Genomic DNA, 26120 nt, shown 5'->3' on the forward strand with positions numbered 1-26120 from the left:
CAAGCGCTTTCAAATTTTATACTATGGTGCAATAATCTATTCGGGGTGCGGTACATGCTCCCGGATTGGAGAGGTGCATGGTGGCAGGCGCGCATCCCGGCACGCGTGAGGAATGGCGGGCGGGATGGACCGTGGTGCTTGCTGGCGCCGTCGGCATCGGCGTCACCTCGCTGCACTTCTACTCGCTAGGATTGTTCATCGATCCGCTTGCCAAGGCCTTCGGCTGGAGCCGTGCTTCGATCGCGTCGGGGCCGGCGATCGTCGCGGTCGTCAATCTGTTCATCGCCGCGCGCATCGGGCGTCTGGTCGATCGCGTTGGCGTGCGTCGCGTCGCGCTTCCCGGCTATGCCGCCTATTGCTCTGGCTTGGCGCTGCTGGGTCTGGCTGGGCCGTCGGTGTGGAGCTGGTATGCGCTGTGGGCGCTGCTGGGCGTCGGCTATAGTTTCGCTGGTGCCAGCCTTTGGTCGGTGGCTGTCGCGAGCCGTTTCGATCGCTCACGCGGGCTCGCGCTCGCGGTCGCCCTGTGCGGCACAGGCGTAGCCGGCGCGTCGACGCTTTTCCTCGGTGCGCGGGTGCTGGATCGTTTCGGCTGGCAGGCGACCTATGGCGCATTGGGTGGCACGATCTTCTTGCTCGGCATGCCTGTGCTCCTGGCTTTCCTCCGCAGCGCGCGCGATCTGCATTTGAATGGCGCTTCACCGGAGCAAGTTGCTTTGGCGCCGATGCCACCCGGCATGGATTTTCCCCGCGCGCTACGGCACCCGCACTTCTGGATGCTCTCCGCTTCCGCAATGCTGATCGGCGGCGGTGTCGCGGGGTTGATCGTCCATTTCGTGCCGATGGGAATCAGCCGTGGCATCGCCCCTGTGGATGCTGCGGCGATCGGCGGGCTGATCGGAATGTCGGCGATCGTCGGCCGGCTGATCACCGGATCGCTGATGGATCATTGTCCCGCGCGGCTGGTCGGCGGCTGCGTTTTCCTTTTGCCGGTCGCTGCCTGCATATTGCTCGCGCCGGGCGGCGGTGCTGCGCCGCTGATGATCTCTGCCGCCATTATCATCGGCCTCGCGACCGGGGCCGAGTTCGACGTGCTCGCGATACTCGTCAGCCGCTATCTCGGCATGCGCGCCTATGCCGCGATCTACGGGCAGATCGCGGCATTGTTCGGCATCGGCGTCGGGTTCGGCCCCACGATCGGTGGCGCCCTGTTCGATATGTTCGGAACCTATCAGCCGATGCTCTGGTTCCTGGCGATGCTGTTCGCGATCGCTGCCATCCTGCTATTCCTGCTGGGGCCGGCGCCGGACTGGTCAGATCGCCGGGTCCCGGCGGATCAGCCCTGAGCGGGCTTCAGCATATCGGGTTCGAGCAGGCGGTGGAGATGAACGACAACATAGCGCATCTCCGCGTCGTCGACGGTGCGTTGGGCCGCTGCGCGCCATGCGTCTTCGGCCGATTTGTAATCGGGAAACACGCCAACGATGTCGATCGTTGAAAGATCGGCGAAGTCCAGCGTCTGCGGGTCCTTGACCCGTCCGCCGAACACCAGATGCAATTTGCTCATCGAAAACCCTCTGCTTGAAGCGCGATGCCTGACGGCGAAGGCAAGCCATGCTTTCGCCGATGCCGCGAAACCCATGTTCCGCGCAGCCGATCGGGCTCCTGTCCTAAATCAGTCGCCATGGCGGCCTGGGGAGGCCCTGAGCCGTGCCGACGGAGATACAGGGCTCCCTAATGATTCAGGCCGGCGCGTCAATCGCCGGACGTCGCGTCCGTCAGGCTTTTGCCTTCGGCGCGGCGGGTTTCGCGCCGGCCTTGCTCGCGGCACGGGTGGGCTTCGGCGTCGGCTTGGCGACCGCCTTGGCAGCGGCGTTGCCGGCTTCGTTGGCTGCAGCCGAAACTGACTTGAGCAGGCTTTGCGCCTGCTGCTTGGCGGCTTCCTTGCTGATGCCAAGCGCGTCGAGTTTCTTCTTGCCGGCGGCTTTCGCTGCCTGCGCCGCATTGCCCGCAGCCTTGTTGATCCGCCGTCCGGTGGCGCCCAGCGTCTTGGTTTCCTGCTGGGTGCGCGGCAGCAGCGATCCGATCAGAGCGCCAAGCGCTATGCCGCCAACCAGAAAGGCGATCGGGTTGTCGTCGAGCTGCTGGCCGGCTTTCGCGCCAGCGCGCTTCACACCAGCCTGTGCGTTCGAATAGGCCTTGCCGGCGCGTTCGCGCGACGCCGAATAGGCGGTCTTGGCCTTCGCCTTGCCACTGGCGAGCGCGGTCTCGGCCGCGTCGCGCGCGGCTTCGATCTTTTCGTTCGCGAATTCGCTCGCCTTCTTGGCGCTGTCAGCGATCTTGGTCATGCGTCATCCTCCAAAGGGCGGCCATGCGGCCGATCGTTCAGTTCCGTGCCTACTCCGTGTCGCGGCGCGTCTTCATTCTTTCCACGACATCCCCGATCGCCGACAGGATCGGCGCCCGGAAGACCCATGCCAGCACGGCGACCACGAGAGCGGCCGCAGTGAATGGCCTTTTCTTCACCGTCTCGATCGCATCCGCCGCGATCTCATCGGCCTTTTCGCGCAGGTCCTCCAGTGCCTCCTCGATCAACGCCTTGGGCTTCAGGCGTTTCTGCACCTCGATCAGCGTGCCAGTCAGCCGTGCCCGCGCTTCGGCGGATTCACGGCGTGCCCGCGCCAGACGGATCTCGTCGCGGCTCATGCGTCTTGGTCCTGCTTGTCGCCCAGATCCTTACGGATTCTTGCCGTGACTGATCCGATCAGTAATCCGGCGAGCAGCATCGCCACCAGCGCGACCAGGAACGCTGCCCAGGCCGCGCCGATAAAAGGAGAGAGCGCGAAAACCAGCGCGATCAACATCAGCGTCACTGATCCAAAGGCCAGCAGTCCACCGATCGCGGCGATCACAAGGAGCGAGCGATAGATATTCACCTTGTGGATCGCCTCCACCCGGTAAAGCTTTATCTCCGCGCGAACGAAATCCTCGGCATCATCGACCAGCCGGCTCAGTAACTCGCCGATACTGCCCTCTTCATGCCGTTTCTCGTCGATCTCCGGCACGATGTCGGGATCGGCCGGCAACGGGGGCAGGTGCGGCGTGGTCATATCCGGCGCGTCGTTCACCCCCGTCTGTCCGTCAGGCCTTGCCGTCGCTGTCGGTGCCCGCCTTGATCAGGCGAGTCAGGACGAAACCGACGGCCACTGCCGCGCCGATCGCCACGGCCGGACTCTTCTTGACGAAGTCGGTCGCGTCACGAACCAGTTCGTCCACATCCTTGCCCTTCAGTGTTTCGGCGAAGCCCGAGACCGCGTCGGCGGCCTTGCGGGTATAGTCGCCATATTGCGTGCCGACCTTGTCATCGACGGTGCCAGCGGCATCGCCGATCATGCGGGCGACATTGTCGAGCGCCGATGCGGCGCGTGCCTTGCCCTCCGTCGCGGCGCCACGCGCGCGCGCTGTGGCCTGATCCTTGAGCGCCGCAGCTTCCTTGCGGACCGCCGAGGATGCTTCGTTCGCCGCAGTCTTGAGCTTGCTTTCCACCTTGGGGGCAGTCTTCGGCGCTGCGCGGGTCGCGGCTTTCTTCACGGGTGCCGCCCGTTTTGCGACAGGCTTCGCCACGGCTGGCTTGGCCGCCTTGGGTTTCGCGGCCGCAGGTTTGCGGGTAGCGGGCTTCTTCGGGGCGGAGCCGGTCGTGATCTCGTCAGCCATGGTGCTTTCCTTTCGAAACTCGATTCACAGCTACAACAATCTCGATCCTTCGCAAGTTCCGCAACTGGGGACTTTGCGGATATGAACTTGCTCGCGGTGCGCTTTCCCGTAATTGCGCTTCGGTGGCTTGGCGGATAGAGGCACGCCATCCCATTCCATCCCGCCAGCCGGAGCAGCAGCCCATGACCGCGATCATCGACGTCCACGCGCGCCAAATCATCGACAGCCGGGGCAACCCGACGATCGAGGTCGATGTCTCGCTGGAGGATGGCAGCTTCGGCCGTGCCGCGGTGCCGTCGGGTGCATCGACGGGGGCCCACGAAGCCGTTGAAAAGCGTGATGGCGACAAGACGCGCTGGATGGGCAAGGGCGTGACCGCCGCCGTCGAGGCGGTTAATGGCGAGATTGCCGAAGCCATTCTGGGTCTTGAGGCCGAGGACCAGGGCGAAGTCGACGCCGCCATGATCGATCTGGACGGCACGCCCAACAAGGGCCGCCTGGGCGCCAACGCGATCCTCGGCGTCAGCCTTGCGACTGCCAAGGCTGCGGCGGAATCGCGTGGCCTGCCGCTCTATCGCTATGTCGGCGGCGTTTCCGCCCACCTGCTGCCCGTGCCGATGATGAACATCATCAACGGCGGCGCGCATGCCGACAATCCGATCGATTTCCAGGAATTCATGATCATGCCGGTTGGCGCGGACAGCCTGGCCGAGGCCGTGCGCTGCGGCGCGGAGATCTTTCATACGTTGAAGAAGGGCTTGCACGACAAGGGGCTGGCGACCGCTGTGGGTGACGAGGGCGGTTTCGCGCCCAACCTCGCCAGCGCGCCCGATGCGCTCGATTTCATCATGCAGTCGATCGAAAAGGCTGGTTATACGCCGGGCGACGACGTCGTTCTCGCGCTGGACTGCGCCGCGACCGAGTTCTTCAAGGACGGCGCCTATCATCTGGACGGTGAGGGGCGGGTGCTCTCGCCGCTCGAAATGGCGGATTATCTCGCCGACCTGTGCGCGCGCTATCCGATCAAGTCGATCGAGGATGGCATGGGCGAGGATGATTTCGAGGGCTGGAAGGCGCTCACCGACAAGATCGGCAACAAGGTCCAGCTCGTTGGCGACGACCTGTTCGTGACCAATCCCAAGCGGCTCGCCCAGGGCATCCGCGACGGCCTTGCCAATTCGCTACTGGTGAAGGTCAATCAGATCGGCACGCTCACCGAGACGCTCGAAGCCGTCTCAATGGCGCAGCGTGCCGGCTACACCGCCGTGATGTCGCACCGTTCCGGCGAGACCGAGGATTCGACGATCGCTGATCTCGCGGTCGCCACCAATTGCGGTCAGATCAAGACGGGAAGCCTGGCGCGTTCGGACCGGCTGGCGAAGTACAACCAGCTGATCCGTATCGAGGAGCAGCTTGGCCCGGTCGCGCGCTATGCGGGCCGCATCTTCGGCTGATTCAGCTTTTCGGGTGTTGGGGGTGGCCTGACGTCCACCCCCTTTGAAAATTGTTGCGAGATTGTGCTTGACCCGCAGAATCGCGTGTGATTCAACGATTCTGCGATGTCCAAGGCAATTTCCTTCCTGTCCCTGCTCCGATCGGCGGCGCCGTCCGCGCTGATGTTCCTCGTGATCGCGATGTTCGCGGGATATGCGTTGATGGGATCGAATGGTGTGCTCGCCTGGGGTGACTATAAGCGTCAGCTTCAGGAACGGCGCGTCGTGCTCGCCAAGCTCGAAGCGGAGAAGGCGGTGCTTGCCAATCGCGTCGGCTTGCTGGACCCCCGCCGGGCTAATCCTGACATGGCAGATGAACTCATCCGCCGCGAGCTTGGCCTCGCTCATCCAGACGAGATCATCCTGCCTGTTAAATGATCGGCCAATTAATTTCGTCAAATGATGTTTAAACGCCGATAATCGCGCGCTGGCCGTTGCGGAATCCTCGAACGCGCGCCTATAGACCGGCTCACACCGTTCCTCCTTCCCCAGGGTGATGAGTTGGCAAGAACATCGACAGCGAAATCCGGCAAGGGCGCGACGAGCGCGCCGCCGCCGGCCAATCGGGAGCGTCCCGAAGAACCGGCGCGCTACGAGGCGAGCAAGGACGAATTGCTCGAATTTTATCGTGAGATGTTGTTGATCCGCCGCTTCGAGGAAAAGGCCGGCCAGCTTTACGGCCTTGGCCTCATCGGCGGCTTCTGCCACCTCTATATCGGCCAGGAAGCCGTAGCCGTCGGTCTCCAGTCCGCGCTCGAAGTGGGCAAGGACAGTGTGATCACCGGCTATCGCGATCACGGCCATATGCTCGCCTATGGCATCGATCCGAAGGTGATCATGGCTGAGTTGACGGGCCGCGAGGCCGGGATCAGTCGTGGCAAGGGCGGCTCGATGCACATGTTCTCGGTCGAGCATAAATTCTATGGCGGCCACGGCATCGTCGGCGCGCAGGTGTCGTTGGGCACCGGTCTTGCCTTCAAGCACAAATATGCCGGCGATGGAGGCGTGGCGATGGCCTATTTCGGCGATGGCGCCGCCAATCAGGGCCAGGTGTACGAAAGCTTCAACATGGCCGAACTGTGGAAGCTGCCGATCATCTTCGTGATCGAGAACAACCAGTATGCGATGGGCACCAGCGTCAATCGCTCTTCGGCCGAAGACCAACTCTATCGCCGGGGCGAAAGCTTCCGGATTCCCGGCATCCAGGTTGACGGCATGGATGTGCTCGCGGTGCGTGGCGCCGCTGAAACCGCCGTTAAATGGGTGCGCGAAGGCAAGGGGCCGGTGCTGCTGGAACTGAAGACCTATCGCTATCGCGGCCATTCCATGTCCGATCCCGCCAAATATCGCTCTCGCGAGGAAGTGCAGGCAGTGCGCGACAAGTCCGACCCGATCGAGCACGCCAAGAAGGAACTGGAGGCGCTCGGCGTTTCCGAGGATGCGCTGAAGGATATCGACAAGGAGATCCGCAAGATCGTGGCGGAGGCGGCTGACTTCGCCGAAACCTCGCCCGAGCCGGAAGCGGCGGAACTCTACACGGACGTGCTGGTGGATACTTACTGATGGCGATCGAACTCAAGATGCCCGCGCTTTCCCCGACGATGGAGGAGGGCACGCTTGCCAAATGGCTCGTCAAGGAAGGTGACGCCGTCAAATCGGGCGACATCCTGGCCGAGATCGAAACCGACAAGGCGACGATGGAATTCGAGGCGGTCGACGAAGGCACGATCGCGAAAATCCTGGTGCCCGAGGGCAGCGAGGGCGTGAAGGTCGGCACCGTGATCGCGATGATCGCGGGCGAGGGGGAAGATGCTTCGTCACCGGCCGCCAAGGCTGCGCCCGCCCCGGTCGCGTCGCCTGAACCGGCCGCCGAGGAGCCGGTTGGCAGCGAAGGTGAGGAAAAGCCCAAAAAGGCCGAATCCGGCACATCCAAGCTCGCGGGCGAGGTTCGTGCCAGCGTGTCGGATCCGGACATTCCGGCGGGCACCGAGATGGTCAAGACCACGGTGCGCGAAGCGCTGCGCGACGCGATGGCGGAAGAGATGCGCGCCGACGATCGCATCTTCGTGATGGGTGAGGAAGTCGCCGAATATCAGGGCGCCTACAAGGTCACCCAGGGGCTGCTGGAAGAATTCGGCGCACGGCGCGTCATCGATACGCCGATCACCGAATATGGCTTTGCCGGCGTCGGCACAGGCGCGGCGATGGCCGGCCTCAAGCCGATCGTCGAGTTCATGACCTTCAATTTCGCGATGCAGGCGATCGACCACATCATCAATTCGGCTGCCAAGACCAATTACATGTCGGGCGGGCAGATGCGGTGCCCGATCGTGTTTCGCGGCCCCAATGGCGCGGCTTCGCGCGTCGCCGCGCAGCACAGTCAGAATTATGGCCCCTGGTATGCGGCGATCCCCGGCCTGATCGTGATCGCGCCCTATGACGCGGCAGACGCCAAGGGACTGCTCAAGGCGGCGATCCGCTCGGAAGATCCCGTCGTCTTCCTTGAGAACGAACTGCTCTATGGCCGCAGCTTCGAGGTGCCGAAGCTCGACGATTATGTCCTGCCGATCGGCAAGGCGCGCATCGTGCGTGAGGGCAAGGATGTGACGCTGGTCAGCTATTCGATCGGCGTTGGCGTCGCGCTCGAAGCGGCGGAAACGCTGACGGGCGAGGGGATCGACGCGGAAGTGATCGATCTGCGCACGCTGCGTCCGCTCGACACCGCGACGGTGCTCGCGAGCCTCAAGAAGACCAACCGCATGGTGGTGGTCGAGGAAGGCTGGCCGGTCTGCTCGATCTCCAGCGAGATTATCGCGGTGGCGATGGAGCAGGGCTTCGACGATCTCGATGCGCCGGTGCTGCGCGTCACCAATGAGGACGTGCCGCTGCCTTACGCCGCCAATCTCGAAAAGCTGGCGCTGGTCGATGCAGGGCGCGTGGTGAAGGCAGCAAAGCAGGTCTGCTATCGCTGAGCCCCCGGGGGCTCTTGCTGGTGGCTCAAGAACCGGAATGATGTGATCTCGAGCCGCGTGACGGCTCGAGATCACGCTGTTTCCGGTCCGGCCTTAGGTCGCGCTGTAGGTGCCGCAGGTCGCCTTCTGGCCGCTCGACAGGTTCGATCCATTCTGCATGGATCCTTCGGGGCGGTCGCGTACGATATAGGCGGAGGTGTAGCTGATCGTCTGCACGCCGAAAAAGCCACGTCCGATCAGCGGTTGATAATCATATTGGATTTCCACGAAGACGACCGGCTCGCCGGGCTTCGCCTGGATGCGGCGGCCGTCCGAACCAATGGCCTGGGACAGGACCTGGCCTTCGGTTCCATAACTCGAGGTGACCTGTTTCAGCCCCTTGCAGCGCTGCCACATGATCACCTGATCCTGCGTATTGGTGGTCGTGGCGTCATTATCCTCAACCGAGGACAGGATCACGCGCCCGTTTTGCATCAGGTTGATCGACCCGCCCGCAAGGCGTGTGCCGGTGAAGATCTCGTTGACGTCGACTTCGTCCATCCGATTGCGGACGCGTGCGGCATTGTCGGCCGTCATATGCGCCAATTGGCTCAGCCGCGAATGGGTGATCGCCAGATTGGCCAGTTCGCCCCCGCCAAGGAACAGAAGCAGGACCGGCGGCATCGTATAGGCGAATTCCATATAGGCGACCGCCTTGCGATCGCCGAGCAGGCGCTTGAGGAATGTGGTGGCCGATCTGACAGGAACTCTCATGGTTTGCAGACCTTCGGCGGATCGATCACGCCCGCATATGGCTCGTTCTGCAGCGACGTCGCGCGTGTAATCGTTACGAGATTGCCCCATCCGAGCCAGTTCGAGATCGGGGTGAGCCGGTTGTATTTCATCGTGACGGTGTAGCTGACCACATCCTCGGCTCCACCGAGGCCGGTGCCGCCCTGCTGGGAGTCGTAAAGGCCATTGCTGTTGGCATCGATCCAGCAATCACCCGAATTGATCGTCCCGATCGGCGCCGTGTCGGTGACGATCTTCTCGGGATTGCCGACGCCGGAAAACTCGCGATAGCTGACGGCGCTGATGCTGATGTTGCTTGCGGTCGCGATCGAACTGAGGCTGCTGCGAACGAACGCATCGATCGCGGTCTGGTTCGCGCCTTCGAGCGAAGCGCGGCGTGATGCCTTGTGAATCGTGCCTTGCAGCATGGCGGTCGCGTAAAGCTGATAGGCGATATCGAGCGCGCCCATGACCAGGACGAGCATCGGTGCGAGCAGGATCGCGAACTCGACGACGGTCGCTCCCTTCCGGTCACGCCGCAGCCTGGCAAGGCGCAACTTTCGTATCATTGGCCCAGCCTGAGATTGCCGACCTTGTCCGAGATCCGCTTGAAGGCGGCGGTGAGATCGGTCGAATTGCCGACGGTGATCGCCTGGCTGGTGGTGGTCGCGCAATTCTGCATCGCGGTCGAAATGGTCGAACCGCTTGGCAGGATCGCGACGACCCATATATCGATGCCGAGTTCCTTCGCGCGACTGCACATCAAGGTGAACCGGCGCTCGTGGATCGCTTCGAGTTGCGCCTCGGTCGCGGTCTTCGCAGCCGTGCGCCCGGCAGTGTCGGGCACGCTATAGTTGGTGTAATAATCGGGAGCGATGTCGATATAGCCATCGGTCATGAAGACGATCGTCTTCGCGACCTTGACGTTGTTGTACATCGTCGGATTGTCCGCGCCGAATATCCCGACTGACGAGATCATGCGTGTTCCCCAGATGATGCCCGCATCATGATGGGTTCGGCCGACGCCGTTGGTGATCGTGTTGACATGAGTGTCGAACGCAGTTTGCGTCGACCATTCCTGAAGCGCCTTGGCCGGCTTCGGGCAGGCGTTGGCGGTCGATGACGAGCCCTCGGACTGTTCCTGGTCGGGGTCGGCCGGCCCCCAACGCGTCGCGTCGTTGGTGGGCATGGTTTCCATGTCGAGATCATAGGCAGCCGCGGGAATCGTCGTGCTCGTCGCCGTCAGCGCCGTCGTCGTGGAGCGTTCCTCGATACAGCCTTCCCAAGTGGACGTGAACCAGCTTGCGCTATGGTTATAGGCAGTCTTCAGGGTTCCCGAACTATTATAGTAGGGATAGGGGTTCCTGATATACGTTGAGTCCTTGGCGTAGAGAAGTTTGCCGACATTCACGTTCTGCGAATATTGAACAAATCCGATCCTGAGGCGAAGATTCTTCGCCGTCAGAGCGTCACGCGCCGGTATGAGGTCGGTATAGAGCTTCTTGATCGCCGTCCTCATGTTCGACATCTTGGAATTGCTTGCCTCACTGGTCGCGGCGCATGTCAGTGCAGCACCTATGGCGCAATTCATCGATCCGGTCGTGTCGAGAACGAACATAACGTCCGTATTGACGTAATATTCCTCAGCTTCGCAGGTGACGTTGATCCTGATGTCATTGACGCCAACGATCCTTAACAGGGTTGTCGGCACGCTGGTGGTCGCGTCTATCTGGAGCTGATTGTCGGTGGTCTTCGTCGCTATGACGCGATTGGTCGCGGTGCCGCTGTCCTGCGTGATCTGGCCGGAACCCATGGTTCCATTGGGGAAATTGTAGAAGAAGAAGCGATATGCCTCGTCCTTGTCGTCGGTCGCCAGAACATTGCCGGCCATGGATTTACGGCCGGCCAGCGCGCCTGCATCGCACGCCTGCTGCATGCGGCTTTGGACCAGATAGGCGCGGCTCAAGTCGACGGCACCGCCGATCATGCCGGCGATGGGGACAAGCGCACCAGCCATGATCAACATGGTGTTGCCGGCCTTGTCACGCGCCAAGCGTGTCAGGAATCCGCGCGCTGAGCGCACCGTCATCTTCTCACGAACCTTCGACATTTCCGCCCCACCCCATCAATCAACACCTCGCCGCTACCCACTGGCGTGATCGAATCGGAGCAGATTTAGGTCCAAAAGATTAAACAAGCCCTTATAGGGCCGATGATGATCGAGCATGGAGCAGCCGTGGAACTGGACCTGGCGTTGCAATACGCCCCTATATCCGCACGTCGTGATCTTTCGCTTCTCTTCGAACTCGACAGGCGATTGGCGGATATTCTGCGGACCACGCGCGAACCCCTGATTGGTGAGATGCGCTTGATCTGGTGGCGGGACGCGCTGGGAGCGCTGCGTGACGCTGATGCTCCCGCCGAACCATTGTTGCAGGATTTGGCGGCAAGCGGACTGTCGGGTCATAATATTGCCGCCATGGCCGAAGGTTGGGCCGAGTTGCTTGAACCCTTTCCGATCGAGGAGGCGGCGCTTCTGGCGTTCGCGACGGGGCGTGGAGGGGGGCTGTTTCGTACGGGTGGCACTTGTCTCGGTGCGGGTGAGTTCGCGGGTCTGGAGCTTGCCGGACAAGGCTGGGCGCTGGCCGATCTGGCTTTTCATTGCTCCGATGCTGAAACGAGCCGGCGGGCATTGGCGCTGGCATCCCCCTTGCTGGAGAATTCGTTCGCGAAACCATGGCCAAAAGCGATACGGTCGCTTGGAATGATCGCGACGCTGGCCTTGCGCGACGTAAGGGCCGGCGGGCCTCCAGTCCGGCCAGGCTCGCCAGGCCGGCAGATCGCGATGCTTCGGCATCGGCTGACCGGCCGCTGAGGCTTGCACGACAATTGCTGCGGGTTAGCATGCTCATCTTGGAAAAACGGGGGAGAGCGGGATGGGACGGTTCCTGGCGGGGGTGGCTGCGGCGGTGCTGCTGATGGGGGCCGGATTCCTGCTATGGCGGGGATGGCCGCAGGATGATCTGCCGCAACCGCCCAAGCTCGCGGCGCGCGGGCTCGATCTCCCAATTCTGGGTGACGCGATGGCGCAGCCGCCGGCCGCAAGCGAAAAGACCCGCGAGGAGAAGCGCTTCAACCGTTACGACAAGGACAAGAACGAGGAGATCGTGGCCGAGGAATATTTCGCGAGCCGGCGCAAGGCATTCGCGAAGCTCGACGTCGATCGCGACGGACGACTGTCCTTCGACGAATGGTCGATCAAGACGCGCGAGAAATTCGCCAAGGCCGATGCCGATCGATCGGGTGAGCTGAACCGAACGGAGTTCGCGACGACTGCGGTCGTGCGAAAGGTCAAGCCGAAGCCGGATTGTCCGCCAGCTCGACCCGCCTCGGAAGAAGAGGAGAGCTGACGAGCGCCGTATCGATCCATTCGGCCAGCGCGGCGCGCGCACGATTCGTGTAGAGCAGCTTGCGATCCGCTTTCTTCGTCTTTCGTTCCAGCTCCAGCGGCGGAAAAAGTCCGAAATTGACGTTCATCGGCTGATAGTCGTCGATTGCCGCACCACCAGTGATGTGACCGAGCAGGGCGCCGAGCGCCGTGGTCGGCGGAGGCGGGGCGAGCGTGCCGCCCAATATCTCCGCGGACGCGAACCGGCCGGCCAGCAGGCCAACCGCCGAGGATTCGACATAACCTTCGCAGCCGGTGATCTGTCCGGCGAAGCGGATATGCGGCGCGCTCTTCAGTCGTAATTCGCCGTCCAGCAGCCTGGGCGACTGGATGAAGGTATTGCGGTGAAGTCCGCCGAGCCGTGCGAACTCCGCTTTCTCCAGGCCGGGAATGGTGCGGAACAACCGCACCTGTTCGGCATGTTTCAGCTTGGTCTGAAAACCGACCATATTCCACAATGTGCCCAGCGCATTGTCCTGGCGAAGCTGGACCACCGCCCAGGGCCAGCGGCCAGTGCGTGGATTGTCGAGTCCGACGGGTTTCATCGGGCCGAAACGCAACGTGTCGAGTCCGCGCTCCGCCATCACCTCGATCGGCATGCAGCCCTCGAAATAGGGGGTGTCCTTTTCCCATTCCTTGAATTCGGTTTTTTCGCCGCCGAGCAGACCCTGGTGGAAGGCGAGGTACTGTTCCTTGGTCATCGGGCAGTTGATATAATCCTTGCCGTCGCCGTCGGGGCCGACCTTGTCCCAGCGGCTTGCCATCCAGCAGATGTCCATGTCGATGCTGTCTCGATGGACGATGGGCGCGATCGCATCGAAAAAGGCGAGCGCATCCGCGCCGGTCTCTACGCCGATGCTCTCGGCCAGGCGCGCGGCGGTGAGCGGACCGGTGGCGACGATCGTGGTGCCGGCCATCGGCAGCGCATCGATCCGTTCGCGTACGATCTCGATATTCGGATGCGCCTCCAGCGCGGCGGTGACGCCCGCGGAGAAACCGTCGCGATCGACCGCGAGCGCGGATCCGGCGGGCACCTTGTGGATATCGGCCTGCGCCATGATCAGCGATCCGAGCACCCGCATCTCGGCATGGAGCAGCCCGACCGCGTTGCTCGACGCATCATCGGAGCGGAAGCTGTTCGAACAGACGAGTTCGGCGAGCCCGCCGGTCTGGTGCGCCGGCGTCATCTCGCCGCCACCGCGCATCTCGGAAAGCCGGACTTTCACGCCGGCATTGGCGAGCTGCCATGCAGCCTCGGAACCGGCTAGGCCGCCGCCTATGATGTGGATCTGGTAAGTCATCGACTGGCCTCTAGGGCAGGGCATGCGTCTTTGCTATGCTCGCGACCATGAAGCTGTTCACAATCGGCTATGAAGGCGCCACCCAGGATCAGTTCATCGCTGCGCTCAAGGGGGCGGGCGTCGAACGCGTCATCGACGTGCGCGCGGTGCCGCTGTCGCGCAAGCCGGGCTTTTCGAAGAATGTGCTCGCCGCCGGATTGAAGGATGCCGGCATCGAGTATGTCCACCTGAAGGCATTGGGCACGCCGCCCGAGGGGCGCGACGCGGCGCGCAAGGGCAATCGCGCCGGGCTGGAACGCGTCTATGCCGGCCAGCTCGAACTGCCCGAAGCAATGGTTCAGGCGGAACAGATGCTCGAACTGGCGCGCGATAAGTCCAGCGCGTTGCTGTGTTTCGAACGTGATCCGGGCATGTGCCATCGTACATTGCTTCATCAGGCGATCGCCGCTGATGCCGAGATCGTCGATCTTTACGTTTGAGGAGGAGCGCAATGCTCGATCATATCGGTGTCGCGGTGTCGGATTTGACGCGGGCGCGGCTCTTCTATTCCAGGGCGCTGGCGCCGCTTGGCATCGCCGAACTGATGGAGGTCGGCCCTGAACTGACCGAGTCCAGCGGAACCGCTGTCGGTTACGGCGCGGACGGCAAGCCTTTTTTCTGGATCGGTGACAATGAAGCCGTGGGGCAGGGGACGCACATAGCCTTTGCCGTCGATGATCGCGCGATGGTCGATGCATTTCATGCGGCGGCGCTCGCGGCCGGTGGCACCGATCATGGCGCGCCCGGGCTCAGGCCGCATTATCATCCCGATTATTATGCCGCGTTCGTGCTCGATCCCGACGGGATCAATGTGGAGGCGGTGTGCCACAAGCCGGGCTGAGCGGCATGGCGCGCCTTCTGGTCGCGCTCAGCATCGCTTTCGGCCTCAGCTATATTCCGGTGTTGGGCCTTTCATGGTCGTCCGATATCGGTACGGCCTGGAAGGGGGCGGGCGTCGCGCTGCTCGCAGTCGCGGCAGTGGTCGAGGCCCGCGGGCGGGACGGCTGGCTGCTCGCGCTGATGCTGGCCATGGGGGCGCTTGGCGACATTCTGCTTGAGATCGCCGGGCTTACGGTAGGAGCGATCGCGTTCATGGCCGCGCATATCGTGGCGATCACGCTCTATCTCCTCGATCGCCGGCCTGCCCTGGCGGCCAGCCAGCGCCTGCTGGCGTTGGCCGTGGTTCCGCTGGGGGCGTTCATCGCCTGGTGCTTGCCGGCTGATCGGACAGAGGCGGGCGGTATCGCGCTTTACGCGCTGTTCGTCTCCGCGATGGCGGGCGCTGCCTGGGCGAGCCGTTTTCCCCGGTTGCGCACCGGCATCGGTGCGATGATGTTCCTGATCTCCGACCTGCTGATCTTCGCGCGCATGGGGCCGCTGGAGGGCGCGGTCTGGATCGGTGCCGCGATCTGGCTGCTCTATTATCTGGGCCAACTCTTCATATTCCTCGGCGTGGCCCGATCGCCGAAGGCATCCGTCGCCGACTGAGCCGCGGGTTTCCCGGTTTCCAGCAATTTTCGTCCCGGTCGCGCAGGCCGGGATGCTTCCTTGTGGCCTGTTCGCGGAGGTCGCTTGACGCGCGGCTCATTACACTCCTACAGCGCTATCGAGAATCACTATCAATATCAATTCAGGGGTTGATCGATGCGCCATTACTCCTTGTCCGCCGTGATCGCGTGCGCACTTGCCGCACCCGCCTGGGCGCAGGCGCCCGGTGATGACGACGCGGCGCGCGCACCGGCGATCACCGTGATCGCCACACGCGCACCCGAAAAGGTGGAGGATGTGCCCGCCACGGTGACCGTGAAGACCGACGAGCAGATCGCAGACGAGATGGCGTCGGATATCAAGGACCTGGTCCGCTTCGAACCCGGCGTCAGCGTTCGCCAGTCGCCCAGCCGGTTCGGCGCGGCGCTCGGCGTTACCGGGCGCGATGGCGCATCGAGCTTCAATATCCGCGGTCTCGACGGCAACCGCGTACTGATCCAGGTCGATGGCGTGCGCGTGCCCGACGGATTCGAGTTCGGCGCGCAGGCCGCCGGGCGCGGCGGCTATGTGGATCTGGGGCTCGTCAAGTCGGTCGAGATACTGCGCGGTCCCGCTTCGGCACTCTACGGCAGTGACGGCCTGGCGGGCGCGATCAGCTTCACCACCAGCGATCCCGCCGATCTGATCGGGGAAGGGCGGAGTTTCGGTGGCCGGGTGCGCGCATCCTATGACAGTGCCGACGAGGAGTTCAGCGAGACCGCGATCCTCGCCGGACGCAGCGGTCGCTGGTCGGCCATGCTCGCCTATACGCGCCGCGACGGCCATGAGCTCGACAATATGGGGATCAACCGGTCGCCCGATTCACGGCGGACCGCGCCCAATCCACAGGATACGACATCGGACGCGCTGCTGGGCAAGATCGTTTACGAAACCGGCCCGAACAGCCGCATCCGCCTGACCGGCGAATATCAGAAATCGGCGGTCGACACGAATGTGCTGAGTGGCGTCGCACCACCGCCGACGCCGCCCGCGACGCTCGCGGCCACGGCGGTGATCGATCTGCAGGCGCACGATACCGTTTCACGCAATCGCGCTGCGATTGACTGGCGCTACGATGGCGAGGGCACGATCGATTTCGCGCAGGTCACCGCTTATTGGCAGGATGGCGAGAACCGGCAGTTCATCGCCGAGGATCGCAATACCGCGGCGGATCGCACCCGGCTCAACATCTTCGAGAACCGCGTTATCGGCGCGGCGGCCGATTTCCGCAGCGGCTTCGATACCGGTACGATCTCGCACGAACTGGCATGGGGCGCTGACGCTTCGGTCACGCGACAGAAGGGGTTGCGGAGCGGTACGGTGCCGACCGCGCCCGAAACCTTCCCGACCCGCGCATTCCCGGTCACCGATTTCACGCTGGCGGGCGCTTATCTGTCAGATCGGGTCGAGATCGCGGACGGCCGATTCACTCTCTATCCGGCGATCCGCTTCGACTATTATGATCTGAGCCCCAAGGACGATGCGCTGCTACCGACGTTCGCGGCGGCCAAGCAGAACGGATCGCGGCTGTCGCCCAAGATCGGTGCGGTCGCGAAATTTGGGGGCGGAGCCAGTCTGTTCGCCAACTATGCCCATGGTTTCAAGGCGCCGGCGCCAAGCCAGGTCAACCAGTTCTTCGAAAACCTGACCTCGCCCTTCGGTGCCTATCGCACCATCCCCAATCCGGACCTCAAGCCTGAGACGAGCAAGTCGATCGAGGGCGGCGTGCGTTTCGCCAGCGATCATGTGCTGGCGGGGATCACCGGCTTCAGCGGCCGTTTCCGCAATTTCATCAGCCAGGAAACGGTGAGCCCGGTCGGCGCCAATCCGACCATCTATCAATATGTCAATCTGGCGCGCGTGAAGATCGAGGGGATCGAAGGCAAGCTGGAAGTGCATGGTGACAGCGGCCTGTTCGGCCAGCTCGCCGTTTCCTACGCCAAGGGTGACAGTTTCCGCGGCACTGTGCGTGCCCCGCTCCAGAGCATTGATCCGCTCAAGCTGGTTGCGGGCATCGGCTGGCGTGACCCCGCCAACCGTTTCGGAGGCCAGCTCATCATGACGCATTCGGCGCGCAAGGAGGAAAGCCGAGCGGCGGCTGGCAATTACCGCCCCGGGGACTTCACCATCCTGGACGCCACCGCCTTTGTTCGCGTGGCCGAAGCGTTCACGCTGCGCGCGGGCATCTTCAACATCCTGAACGAAAAATATGCGTGGTGGAGCGACGTGCGCGGGCTGGCGGCGAGCAGCACGGTGACTGACGCCTACACCCAGCCGGGCCGCAATATCAGCGTCTCGCTGACCGCGCGCTTCTGATCGAGCTTCGACCGAAACGAGAGGGACAATCATGAAACATTCGATCGTACGCCTCGCGCTTGCGGGCATGGCGGCGCTTCAAGTCATCAGTTTTGCACCGACCGCACAGGCGCAGCGCGCGGCGCAGGCTGCAGTGCAGAGCGATTTCGAGGCGGACCGCAATGCCATTCTCGGCATGGCCGGCACCTTCCACGTCAATTTCGATTTCCGCGAGACCGTGCCATGGAGCGCCGATTACAGGCCGATCGATCCGAAGACATCCGGCGGGTTCGAAGTTGTCCGTGTCGTCGAGGACACCGGCCGGGTGATCCGCCTTCAGCACATCCTGGTGGTGAGCCATGAGGGCGAGGTCTTCCTCGTCAAGCATTGGCGGCAGGACTGGACCTATGAGCCGGCGACCCTGCTCGAATATGAGGGCGCCGGTCATTGGAAGCTGAAGCCGGTACCGGAAGCGCAACGCAAGGGCGCATGGTCGCAGACCGTTTGGCAGACCGACGATTCCCCGCGTTATGGCGGAGTGGGGCGCTGGCGGCACGATCTGGGCGCGCCCCGCTGGACCAGCGCGGAGACCTGGCGGCCGCTCGCGCGCCGCGATGCCGTGCGCAAGCCGGTCTATGATCGCTATCTCGGCGTCAATCGCCATGCGCTGACGCCCGACGGCTGGGTGCATACCCAGGATAACATGAAGCTGGCGTCGCGCGGAGGATCGCTGTCGGCCGTGGTGCAGGAGACCGTGATCAACAGCTACGACAAAGACACTGGTTTTCAGATCGCCAAGGCTGACGACTATTGGGCGAAGACCAAGACTTATTGGGCGGCGGTGCGTGCCGCCTGGGATGCGGCGATCACGGCGCATGACGGCGTTACCGTGCAGGAGGAGCCGGAGAACGGATCGGTCACCGGTCCGAAGCTGATGAAGCTGGCCGACGAGATCGCCAAGGGCGAGAAGAGTGTCGCAGCGGCCGTCACCGAGGCGCGTGCCGCTATCATCGCCGCGACGGCGGGCTGATCGGCAAGGCTTCGCCTTATCGATTTGGAACATATTGAGAACAGGTGTGTGGGTGATTATGCTCGGCTTCCGCCCGATTCGGGAAAGCCGGAGCCAGAATGTCGATCCAGATCCATCGCGAGCGGGAGTTGCTCCACGTGTCCGGGAGCATCGAGACTATTCTGACGATACCGCATTCTGCGATGTCGGGCGCGGAAACGCGCTTCACGCTCGCGCTGTCGGACGGCACGCTTGTCGAGGGTGTGCTGGATGGTGAGGATTGTCGCTTCGAGGTGTCGGTGGCAGGTGCTGGGCTCACGCATATCGGGGGATCGAGAGGGCCTGCGCTGCGGCATGACTGGGCGATCGAATGGATCACGATCAGCGCCGCGCATCAGATCGGCATGGCCGAGAAACCGGCCGACGAATTGCCGCTGTTTCCCGATCTCGCGCCGGCCGAACCCGCGATGCCTGCGAGCGGCCGGCTGCGGAGCGTGATGGAAAGGCTGATATCCCACCAGTGAGCGATGGGAATCCTTGGCATTCCCAGCAGGGCTTGCCAGCCTTGTCTGGCTGGGGATATCGACGGCGGCATGAAAAGCGCTCCGTGTATCATCTGCATGGCGTTCCCACGCGACTGACGTGAGGAACATCGGGCTGAACGGCTTTCGTCGTCGTTCGGCTGCGATCCCTTTTTATCTCGGCGGCCTCGGCGAACTGGTGCGAAGCCGCCATGCAGAGAGCTTTCATGACCAATTATTTCGAAAGCCCGTTCAAGGGCATCCCGCTTTGCCGGCAAGTGACGCATCCCAATGTCATTGTCGGCCGCTACAGCTATTATTCGGGCTATTATCACGGGCACGGTTTCGACGACTGCGCCCGCTACCTGCTGCCCGATGCGAATGCGGACAAGCTGATCATCGGCAACTTCTGCTCGATCGGTTCGGGCGCGGCTTTCATCATGGCGGGCAATCAGGGGCATCGGCACGACTGGATCAGCACCTTTCCGTTCCACTTCTACCCCGATGCACCCGAGTTCGCGGGCGCGGAGAATGGTTATCTGCCTGCGGGCGATACGGTGATCGGACATGATGTCTGGATCGGATCGGAAGCGGTGATCCTGCCCGGCATCCATATCGGAGACGGCGCGGTTATCGGGACACGGGCGCTGGTGACGCGCGACGTTGAACCCTATGTGATTGTCGGCGGCAATCCGGCCAGGCCGATCCGCAAACGCTTCGACGATGCCCGCATCGCGATGTTGCTGGAGATGGAGTGGTGGCACTGGTCCGAAGCGGCGCTCAGCACGGCGATGTCGTTGCTGACAAGCGACGATATCGTGGCTCTGCACAGCCATTGGCGTCGATCGATCCGCCGCTGACTTCGGTCAATCGGGAGAGCGGATTCGTCCGCTCTCCATCCTGCGTTCTCGTTTCGCACGATCGCCGATAAAGCCGGTTTATGATCGGGCGATGTGTTTACGGATATTCTATCGTTATTTGGCGGGGAAGATCTGGTGCCCTCACGCAAGCGGCGAAATCCGCCTCCGTCCGCCGAACCGCCCTGCAAGACCGGGCGAGAAGCGCGCCGAGCCAGGCGTCAGGCAAAGGAAAATCGCAATCGATAAAGCGGCTCAGGCGCCTTTGATCGTCCGCACCGCCTTGGCATAGGCGCGGTGTGCGATCGCCTTTGTGCGGTTGCGCTGAGGGAAGCGGCCGGGCGCGCTGGGATCGAGGCCCAGCTTGCGCAGATAATGATTGGCGAGGCGCGCGTCCGCCTCTTCCAGGCTCCAGTCCGATCGCCAGGTGACCGACAGGGATATCGACACGTCCGGTCCGTTCTGCACCCAATGCGGGGCCTTTACAGGCACATGGATCGCATCGCCTGGCGCCAGCGTGAAGGCCTTGCCCTTGGCCGCGAACGCCTCTTGCCAGGGCAGGTTGCGATGATGCTCGCCGCGATGAAAGGCCTCATGGGCATAGTGGCTGGCGAGTTCGGCGTCATCGGCGGGAAAGACCGTCATCGTCTTGCTGCCACGGATCTGCAGCAGGATGTTGTGTTCGGGATCGAAATGGAAGGGTGTGACCGCATTGGGTGACGAGACGAAGATGAAGGCTTCAAGCTTGTCCATCGGCCCGGTGACAGGATCGATCACGGGCACGATCTCCGCCAGCGCGCCGTTCAGCAGCGCGGCATAGCCTGGATCCTGCTCGACATTCTTGAGCACCATCCACGATCCGTTTTGCTCGATCGAACGGATCGTCTCCTCGATGCCCAGGCCGTTGCCTGGCGTGGCTGCGGGATCGACGCCGATCGGCAGCGTGCCGCTGTTATATTCGACGCTTTTAGCGGGCAGGCGCGCACCGAGTTCGGCCAGCGATTCCAGCGTCAGCAGCGGATGGGCGAGCAACCGGTGGGGCACGATCGCGGGCGTTTCGGGATAGGCGGCGGCAAGCGCGTCGCGCGATGCGTCGTCGAAAGCGAGGATATCGGTCATGTCGCGCCTTTCCGGTCGGCAAGCAGGGTACGAAGCGTCGACGACGCGTTTTCGGCGACGCGGCAGAGTTTGAATTCAACGCGGCGGGCCATGCCCGACAGTGGCAGGGTGATACGGACGATCGATCGCCGTTCGGTCCAGAGCCGGTCGATCATCGGATGGCCTTCGGCGGCGCAACTGTCCATCCAGCCGATCGTGTCGGAGCCCAGCACGCGCGCGATATTGTCGAGCTCGATCAGCACGCCGGGGGAGAAGCGCGAAAACTCCTCGTCATAGGCGATCTTGTAGGAGAAGCTGCCTGGCTGGGCCTGGAAATTGACGAGCATGGCGATCGCGCGCCCGTCCAAGTCCAGCCGCAGCATGTCGAGCGCGCGCGCATCGGCGGCGCCCCGGATCACCTCCTCGAAAAAGCCGCGCGTGGCATCGGCATTGGCCAGCGCCTCGCCGTCGCTGCCTTTCCAGCCCGCGCTTTCCAGTCGGAGGAAATCGGCGGCCCAGGCGGCGGGATCGTCGGACTGACCACATATGCGCGTCTCGACCTTGCCAAGCTCGCCCAGGCGGTTCGCGAGGCGGCGGAATTCCTTGCGTTTCTTGCCGCGGATCGCGCGCTCGATATAAGCATCGGCGTCGAGATCGCTTTCGAGCAGCGCGCGTGCGCGATAGTGGACGGTATCGCAGGGGCGCCCGCGCGCCTGCGCGGCGGCGACGAAACCACGGTGCACGGGGCCGTGCTCGGCGATATGGGTGATATGGACGAAGCCACGCGCCCAGTCATGGCCGTCGAATAGGCCGATCAGCGCCGCCGCAGCCTCGGTCTCGTGCCCGGCGCGCAGCAATGGCGTCCCCAGGAAGCTCTGGCCATGGACCCAGTTTTCGACATGGGGCGCGGGCATCCGGCCATAGCGCGGCGCGATCACGACGGGCATCAGCGCAGTCATCATCCGGCCCGTGGTGACGACGGCGATGCGGATGTCCGCGCCATCGGAAAGATGCGTCAGGCTTGGCAGCAGGAACCAGGGTTCCAGGAAGCTGTTGGGTTCGGCTGCATGGCGCACCAGATCGCGCCAACTCGTCACCAGCGCAGGATCGAGCGCGTCGGGCGTGAGCAACATCGCCGCCGGCGCCGGGCCGGCGGGCGCTCCCCGTGTCATGGCGGGGATTCCGGGCTCTACGCCCATGCGGATTGCCGGCAGCGCACCATGCGCCGGCCTTAGCCGGTGACGCTTAATTTTCCGGAAAGACGATGGGTTAACGCGGCCTGGGTGGCGGCCTGCCGGTTATTCGCCGGCAGGCACTTCGGGGGTGCCGCTCTCGACTTCGCCGGTTGCGTCGGTCGCCTCTGCGTCGGCTTCGGCCTCGTCGTCGCTTTCCTCGATCTTCGCGGCGCTCACGACATGCTCATTGTCGGAAACGTTGAACAGGCGGACGCCCGCGCTGCCACGGCCGATCACGCGCAGCGTGTCCAGCCCCATGCGGATCAGCTTGGCCTGGTCGGTGACGAGCATGAGCTGTTCGTGCGCATGCGCGGGGAAGCTGGCGACGACGGGGCCGTTGCGGCGGATATTGTCGATATTGGTGATGCCCTGGCCACCGCGATTGGTGCGGCGATATTCATAGGCGGAACTGCGCTTGCCATAACCGTTGGCGCAGACGGTCAGGATGAACTCCTCCGCGTCCTCAAGCTGTTTCATGCGCTCGGGCGCCAGCGTCGGTTCGTTCTCGTTATCCTTCCACGGCGCCGCGCGCAGATAGGCCTCGCGCTCCTCGGTGGTGGCGTCGGATCCACGCAGGATCGACAGCGAGATCACCTCGTCATCGTCCTTCAGCGTGATGCCGCGCACGCCGGTCGAAGTGCGGCTCTGGAATTCGCGCACCGCGGTCGCCTCGAACCGGATCGCCTTGCCCTGGCGGGTGGCGAGCAGGACGTCATCCTCCTCGGTCAGCAGCGCGACGCCGATCAGCCGGTCGGTCGCGTCTTCGTCGAAGCGCATCGCGAACTTGCCGTTGGTCGGCACGTTGGAGAAGGAATCCATGCTGTTGCGGCGCACGCCGCCATGCGCGGTCGCGAAGATGACGTGGAGCTTGCTCCACTCCTTTTCGTCCTCGGGCAACGCCAGCACGGTCGAGATCGTCTCGCCTTCGGCTAGTGGCAGCAAATTGTTCATCGATCGGCCGCGCGTGGCGGGGGCGCCTTCGGGCAGACGCCACACCTTCATGCGATAGACCTTGCCGTGCGTCGAGAAGAACAGCACCGGTGTGTGGGTGGAGGTCACGAACAGCTCGGTGATCGCATCCTCGTCCTTGGTCGCCATGCCCGCGCGGCCCTTGCCGCCACGCTTCTGCGCACGGAAGGTGTCGAGGCTGGTGCGCTTGATATAGCCACCCATGGTGACGGTGACGACCATCTCTTCACGTTCGATCAGGTCTTCGTCGTCGATGCCGTCGGCGGCGGGGGCGATCTGCGTCCGGCGCGGCGTCGCGAATTCGTCGCGGACCGCCTGGATCTCGTCGCGCATCACGCCGTACAGCTTGATGCGATCCGCCAGGATCGCGAGCAGTTCGGCGATGCTGTCGGCGAGGATCTTCAGTTCGTTGCCGATTTCATCGCGGCCAAGCGCCGTCAGCCGGTGTAGGCGCAGATCGAGGATCGCGCGGACCTGGAGCTCGGACAGCTTGTACGTATCACCCTCGACTTCATGTTCGACGGCTTCGACCAGTCGGATATAGCCGGCGATCTCCGCCACCGGCCATTCGCGCGCAAGCAATGCCGCGCGCGCCTCGGCGGGGCTCGACGAACCCCGGATGATGCGGACGACCTCGTCCAGATTGCTGACCGCGATGACCAGGCCGAGCAACAGGTGCGCGCGTTCGCGCGCTTTCATCAGCTCGAACTTCGAGCGTCGGGTGATGACTTCTTCACGGAAGGTGACGAAGGCTTCGATGATGTCGCGCAGGTTCAGCAATTCGGGGCGGCCGCCCCGAATGGCGAGCATATTGGCCGGGAAGCTGGTCTGCGCCGGGGTGTGGCGCCAAAGCTGATTGAGCACGACATCGGGCGTCGCATCGCGCTTCAGATCGATGACGATGCGGACGCCCAGACGGTTGGATTCGTCGCGAATGTCCGAAATGCCCTCGATCCGCTTGTCCTTGGCGGCCTCGGCGATCTTCTCGACCAGATTGTTCTTGCCGGTCTGATAGGGGATTTCGGTGAGCACGATCGACCGGCGGTCGCCGCGGCCTTCCTCGACGACGTGCCTGGAGCGCATGATGATCGAGCCACGCCCGGTATGATAGGCGGAGCGGGCGCCGTGCTGGCCCAGGATCAATGCGCCGGTCGGGAAATCGGGGCCGGGCACGATCTGGATCAGATCGTCGACGGTGACTTCTTCACCGCCGAGCACGCCGCGATCGATATAGGCGAGGCAGGCATCGATGACTTCGCCCAGATTGTGCGGCGGGATGTTGGTCGCCATGCCGACGGCGATGCCGCCGGCGCCGTTGACCAGCAGATTGGGGAAACGCGCGGGCAGCACCTGCGGCTCGGTTTCCGACGCGTCATAGTTCGGCGTGAAATCGACCGTGTCCTTGTCGAGATCCTCGAGCAGGTAATTGGTGACCTTGGCCAGGCGCGCCTCGGTGTACCGCATCGCCGCCGGCTCGTCGGGATCCATCGATCCGAAATTGCCCTGGCCGTCGATCAGCATCACGCGCATCGACCAGTCCTGCGCCAGGCGCGCGAGCGCCATGTAGATCGCGCTGTCGCCGTGCGGGTGATATTTACCCATGACGTCACCGACGATGCGGCTGCACTTGCGATAGGGGCGGCCGGCGACATAGCCCGCTTCCTGGCAGGCATAGAGGATACGGCGGTGCACGGGCTTCAGGCCGTCGCGCACGTCGGGCAGCGCGCGGCTGACGATCACCGACATCGCATAGTCGAGATAGCTCGACTTCATCTCATCGACGATGTTGATCGGGGTAATGTCCGAAGGGTCGGCGAGGACGGTCTCGTCGGTGCTCAATTTGGTGCTTTCAGATTTGTTTCGTGTCGATGACACGTCCTAGCCCATGGGCAAGGGCAGCGCCACCCCTCGCGCGCGTGCGCACGTACGCGCGCGCATGAAAGTTTCGATGCGATCTCAGCGGCGGATGAAGCGCCAGAGCGTCTCGTCGCTGCCCTCGGGCTCGTACCGATAGCCGTCGGTGTCGAACGTCTTGAGCGCTTCGACGTCGCGGTGATGATGTTCGCAGATGAAGCGGGCCATCATGCCGCGCGCGCGCTTGGCCGCGAAACTGTTGAAACGCAGCCCGGCCGGGCCTTCCTCGCGGAAATCGATGGTGATGACGCGGATTGCGGGATCCAGCCGCCCTTCCACCGCGCCCCAATATTCGCGGCTGGCGAGATTGACGATCGTGTCCGATCCTTCCGCATTCAGGTCGGCCGCCGCGAGATCGGCGATCCGCTGCCCCCAGAAGCCGTAAAGGTCGCCGCTGGCCGGCGCCCAGCGCGTACCCATCTCGAGCCGATAGGGACGGATTGCGTCGAGGGGGCGCAGCAGGCCGTAGAGGCCGGAAAGGATACGGACATGATCCTGGGCGAAACGGATCGCGCCCTCGTCCAACGTTCGCGCTTCGAATCCAACATAGACGTCCCCGGCGAAGGCATAGATGGCCGGCCGCGTCGGCAGGTTGGCGAAGTTCGCATAGCGCTCAGCGTTGAGCACCGCGAGATTCTCGGAAATATCCATGATCGCCATCAGGCGCTGCGCCGAAAGCGTGGCGGCAGCGTCGGCGAGAATCGCCGATTCCGATTCGAAGCGCGGGCTCGTCGCGGCAAAGGCCGGGATTTCAGAGCCATAGTCGAGCGATTTCGCGGGGGAGAGGAAGGCCAACATTGCGCGCCGCGTAGACCATCGGCGTCCGCCACGTCAAAGTGATAGCGCGCAACCGCGTTCAACCGCGATTAAGCGCCGGAACCGCAAGAGGAATGAGCAGTTGCAAGGCTTGTGCCGCAAGGCCGGCGGGATTAGGCAGCGTGGCGAACGCGCGGTGACGGC

27 protein-coding genes are annotated in these 26120 nt (G+C 63.4%); 14 read left to right on the top strand and 13 right to left on the bottom strand.

Annotation, left to right across the window (positions count from 1 at the left end):
- The first annotated feature begins 77 nt into the window (after positions 1 to 77).
- Positions 78 to 1343 carry an MFS transporter gene (locus ACODTA_RS00170; RefSeq protein WP_489063636.1) on the top strand — a complete coding sequence of 422 codons (1266 nt, stop codon included), beginning with the start codon at positions 78 to 80 and terminating at the stop codon, positions 1341 to 1343.
- On the opposite strand, the gene ACODTA_RS00175 is transcribed toward ACODTA_RS00170, so the two are convergent.
- The 5 genes from ACODTA_RS00175 to ACODTA_RS00195 form a co-directional block, all read right to left on the bottom strand.
- Positions 1334 to 1564: a DUF4170 domain-containing protein gene (locus ACODTA_RS00175; RefSeq protein WP_222987802.1), complete on the bottom strand. Its 231-nt coding sequence runs from the start codon at positions 1562 to 1564 to the stop codon at positions 1334 to 1336. The genes ACODTA_RS00170 and ACODTA_RS00175 overlap by 10 nt on opposite strands.
- A 211-nt stretch (positions 1565 to 1775) precedes the next feature.
- Positions 1776 to 2345 carry a hypothetical protein gene (locus ACODTA_RS00180; RefSeq protein WP_489063637.1) on the bottom strand — a complete coding sequence of 190 codons (570 nt, stop codon included), beginning with the start codon at positions 2343 to 2345 and terminating at the stop codon, positions 1776 to 1778.
- 49 nt (positions 2346 to 2394) lie between these two features.
- On the bottom strand, positions 2395 to 2703 hold the full coding sequence (locus tag ACODTA_RS00185; RefSeq protein WP_489063638.1) for a DUF3618 domain-containing protein: 309 nt from the start codon (positions 2701 to 2703) through the stop codon (positions 2395 to 2397).
- The gene (locus tag ACODTA_RS00190) at positions 2700 to 3125 is read right to left on the bottom strand and encodes a phage holin family protein (RefSeq protein ID WP_489063640.1); all 426 of its coding nucleotides are present in this window, start codon (positions 3123 to 3125) and stop codon (positions 2700 to 2702) included. Before ACODTA_RS00190 ends, ACODTA_RS00185 begins: the two co-directional genes overlap by 4 nt.
- A gap of 13 nt (positions 3126 to 3138) precedes the next feature.
- Positions 3139 to 3711 carry a hypothetical protein gene (locus ACODTA_RS00195; protein ID WP_489063641.1) on the bottom strand — a complete coding sequence of 191 codons (573 nt, stop codon included), beginning with the start codon at positions 3709 to 3711 and terminating at the stop codon, positions 3139 to 3141.
- A 182-nt stretch (positions 3712 to 3893) separates the two neighbouring features.
- Here ACODTA_RS00195 and eno point away from each other — a divergent pair, with 182 nt between their 5' ends.
- The 4 genes from eno to ACODTA_RS00215 all read left to right on the top strand — a co-directional run bounded on the left by eno (position 3894) and on the right by ACODTA_RS00215 (position 8176).
- Complete coding sequence (gene eno, locus ACODTA_RS00200) at positions 3894 to 5165, top strand: phosphopyruvate hydratase (protein ID WP_489063643.1); 1272 nt, start codon at positions 3894 to 3896, stop codon at positions 5163 to 5165.
- Between the two features lie 105 nt (positions 5166 to 5270).
- A complete protein-coding gene (locus ACODTA_RS00205) occupies positions 5271 to 5582 on the top strand; it encodes an FtsB family cell division protein (RefSeq protein ID WP_489063644.1) in 312 nt (103 codons plus the stop codon).
- 123 nt (positions 5583 to 5705) lie between these two features.
- Positions 5706 to 6767 carry a pyruvate dehydrogenase (acetyl-transferring) E1 component subunit alpha gene (gene pdhA / locus ACODTA_RS00210; RefSeq protein ID WP_489063645.1) on the top strand — a complete coding sequence of 354 codons (1062 nt, stop codon included), beginning with the start codon at positions 5706 to 5708 and terminating at the stop codon, positions 6765 to 6767.
- Complete coding sequence (locus ACODTA_RS00215) at positions 6767 to 8176, top strand: pyruvate dehydrogenase complex E1 component subunit beta (RefSeq protein WP_489063646.1); 1410 nt, start codon at positions 6767 to 6769, stop codon at positions 8174 to 8176. The genes pdhA and ACODTA_RS00215 overlap by 1 nt, the downstream gene beginning before the upstream one ends.
- Positions 8177 to 8269: 93 nt before the next feature.
- Here the strand turns inward: ACODTA_RS00215 and ACODTA_RS00220 are convergent, their stop codons facing one another.
- The 3 genes from ACODTA_RS00220 to ACODTA_RS00230 are packed head-to-tail and all read right to left on the bottom strand — an operon-like array spanning position 8270 to position 11057.
- Positions 8270 to 8929 carry a pilus assembly protein gene (locus tag ACODTA_RS00220; RefSeq protein ID WP_489063648.1) on the bottom strand — a complete coding sequence of 220 codons (660 nt, stop codon included), beginning with the start codon at positions 8927 to 8929 and terminating at the stop codon, positions 8270 to 8272.
- Positions 8926 to 9516: a TadE/TadG family type IV pilus assembly protein gene (locus tag ACODTA_RS00225; RefSeq protein ID WP_489063650.1), complete on the bottom strand. Its 591-nt coding sequence runs from the start codon at positions 9514 to 9516 to the stop codon at positions 8926 to 8928. Before ACODTA_RS00225 ends, ACODTA_RS00220 begins: the two co-directional genes overlap by 4 nt.
- Complete coding sequence (locus tag ACODTA_RS00230) at positions 9513 to 11057, bottom strand: TadE/TadG family type IV pilus assembly protein (RefSeq protein ID WP_489063651.1); 1545 nt, start codon at positions 11055 to 11057, stop codon at positions 9513 to 9515. Before ACODTA_RS00230 ends, ACODTA_RS00225 begins: the two co-directional genes overlap by 4 nt.
- Positions 11058 to 11159: 102 nt before the next feature.
- Here ACODTA_RS00230 and ACODTA_RS00235 point away from each other — a divergent pair, with 102 nt between their 5' ends.
- On the top strand, positions 11160 to 11822 hold the full coding sequence (locus tag ACODTA_RS00235) for a squalene/phytoene synthase family protein (protein ID WP_489063652.1): 663 nt from the start codon (positions 11160 to 11162) through the stop codon (positions 11820 to 11822).
- 61 nt (positions 11823 to 11883) lie between these two features.
- Positions 11884 to 12357, top strand: coding sequence for an EF-hand domain-containing protein (locus ACODTA_RS00240; protein ID WP_489063653.1), 474 nt, complete (start codon positions 11884 to 11886; stop codon positions 12355 to 12357).
- Here the strand turns inward: ACODTA_RS00240 and trmFO are convergent.
- Complete coding sequence (trmFO, locus tag ACODTA_RS00245) at positions 12299 to 13696, bottom strand: methylenetetrahydrofolate--tRNA-(uracil(54)-C(5))-methyltransferase (FADH(2)-oxidizing) TrmFO (protein WP_489063654.1); 1398 nt, start codon at positions 13694 to 13696, stop codon at positions 12299 to 12301. The two genes, ACODTA_RS00240 and trmFO, sit on opposite strands and share 59 nt — an antisense overlap.
- A 47-nt stretch (positions 13697 to 13743) precedes the next feature.
- Here trmFO and ACODTA_RS00250 point away from each other — a divergent pair, with 47 nt between their 5' ends.
- The 7 genes from ACODTA_RS00250 to catB all read left to right on the top strand — a co-directional run bounded on the left by ACODTA_RS00250 (position 13744) and on the right by catB (position 19947).
- A complete protein-coding gene (locus ACODTA_RS00250; protein ID WP_489063655.1) occupies positions 13744 to 14175 on the top strand; it encodes a DUF488 domain-containing protein in 432 nt (143 codons plus the stop codon).
- Between the two features lie 11 nt (positions 14176 to 14186).
- Complete coding sequence (locus ACODTA_RS00255) at positions 14187 to 14576, top strand: VOC family protein (protein ID WP_489063657.1); 390 nt, start codon at positions 14187 to 14189, stop codon at positions 14574 to 14576.
- A gap of 5 nt (positions 14577 to 14581) precedes the next feature.
- Positions 14582 to 15223 carry a lysoplasmalogenase family protein gene (locus tag ACODTA_RS00260; protein WP_489063659.1) on the top strand — a complete coding sequence of 214 codons (642 nt, stop codon included), beginning with the start codon at positions 14582 to 14584 and terminating at the stop codon, positions 15221 to 15223.
- A gap of 156 nt (positions 15224 to 15379) precedes the next feature.
- Positions 15380 to 17578, top strand: coding sequence for a TonB-dependent hemoglobin/transferrin/lactoferrin family receptor (locus ACODTA_RS00265; RefSeq protein WP_489063661.1), 2199 nt, complete (start codon positions 15380 to 15382; stop codon positions 17576 to 17578).
- Between the two features lie 31 nt (positions 17579 to 17609).
- Positions 17610 to 18587, top strand: coding sequence for a DUF6607 family protein (locus ACODTA_RS00270; protein ID WP_489063663.1), 978 nt, complete (start codon positions 17610 to 17612; stop codon positions 18585 to 18587).
- A 98-nt stretch (positions 18588 to 18685) separates the two neighbouring features.
- Complete coding sequence (locus tag ACODTA_RS00275) at positions 18686 to 19090, top strand: hypothetical protein (RefSeq protein ID WP_489063665.1); 405 nt, start codon at positions 18686 to 18688, stop codon at positions 19088 to 19090.
- Positions 19091 to 19314: 224 nt separating this feature from the next.
- Positions 19315 to 19947 (top strand): type B chloramphenicol O-acetyltransferase, encoded by a 633-nt coding sequence (catB, locus tag ACODTA_RS00280; protein WP_489063667.1) that lies wholly within the window; start codon positions 19315 to 19317, stop codon positions 19945 to 19947.
- Positions 19948 to 20199: 252 nt separating this feature from the next.
- Here the strand turns inward: catB and ACODTA_RS00285 are convergent, their stop codons facing one another.
- The 4 genes from ACODTA_RS00285 to yaaA form a co-directional block, all read right to left on the bottom strand.
- On the bottom strand, positions 20200 to 21063 hold the full coding sequence (locus tag ACODTA_RS00285) for a cupin-like domain-containing protein (protein WP_489063669.1): 864 nt from the start codon (positions 21061 to 21063) through the stop codon (positions 20200 to 20202).
- Entirely contained in the window at positions 21060 to 22214 is a 1155-nt protein-coding gene (locus ACODTA_RS00290) for a GNAT family N-acetyltransferase (protein WP_489063671.1), read from the bottom strand. The genes ACODTA_RS00285 and ACODTA_RS00290 overlap by 4 nt, the downstream gene beginning before the upstream one ends.
- A 126-nt stretch (positions 22215 to 22340) precedes the next feature.
- Positions 22341 to 25085 carry a DNA gyrase subunit A gene (gyrA, locus tag ACODTA_RS00295; protein ID WP_489063672.1) on the bottom strand — a complete coding sequence of 915 codons (2745 nt, stop codon included), beginning with the start codon at positions 25083 to 25085 and terminating at the stop codon, positions 22341 to 22343.
- Between the two features lie 117 nt (positions 25086 to 25202).
- The gene (yaaA, locus tag ACODTA_RS00300) at positions 25203 to 25958 is read right to left on the bottom strand and encodes a peroxide stress protein YaaA (RefSeq protein ID WP_489063674.1); all 756 of its coding nucleotides are present in this window, start codon (positions 25956 to 25958) and stop codon (positions 25203 to 25205) included.
- Positions 25959 to 26120: the final 162 nt, after the last annotated feature.

It is taken from the genome of Sphingomonas sp. FG14 (genome assembly GCF_057809675.1).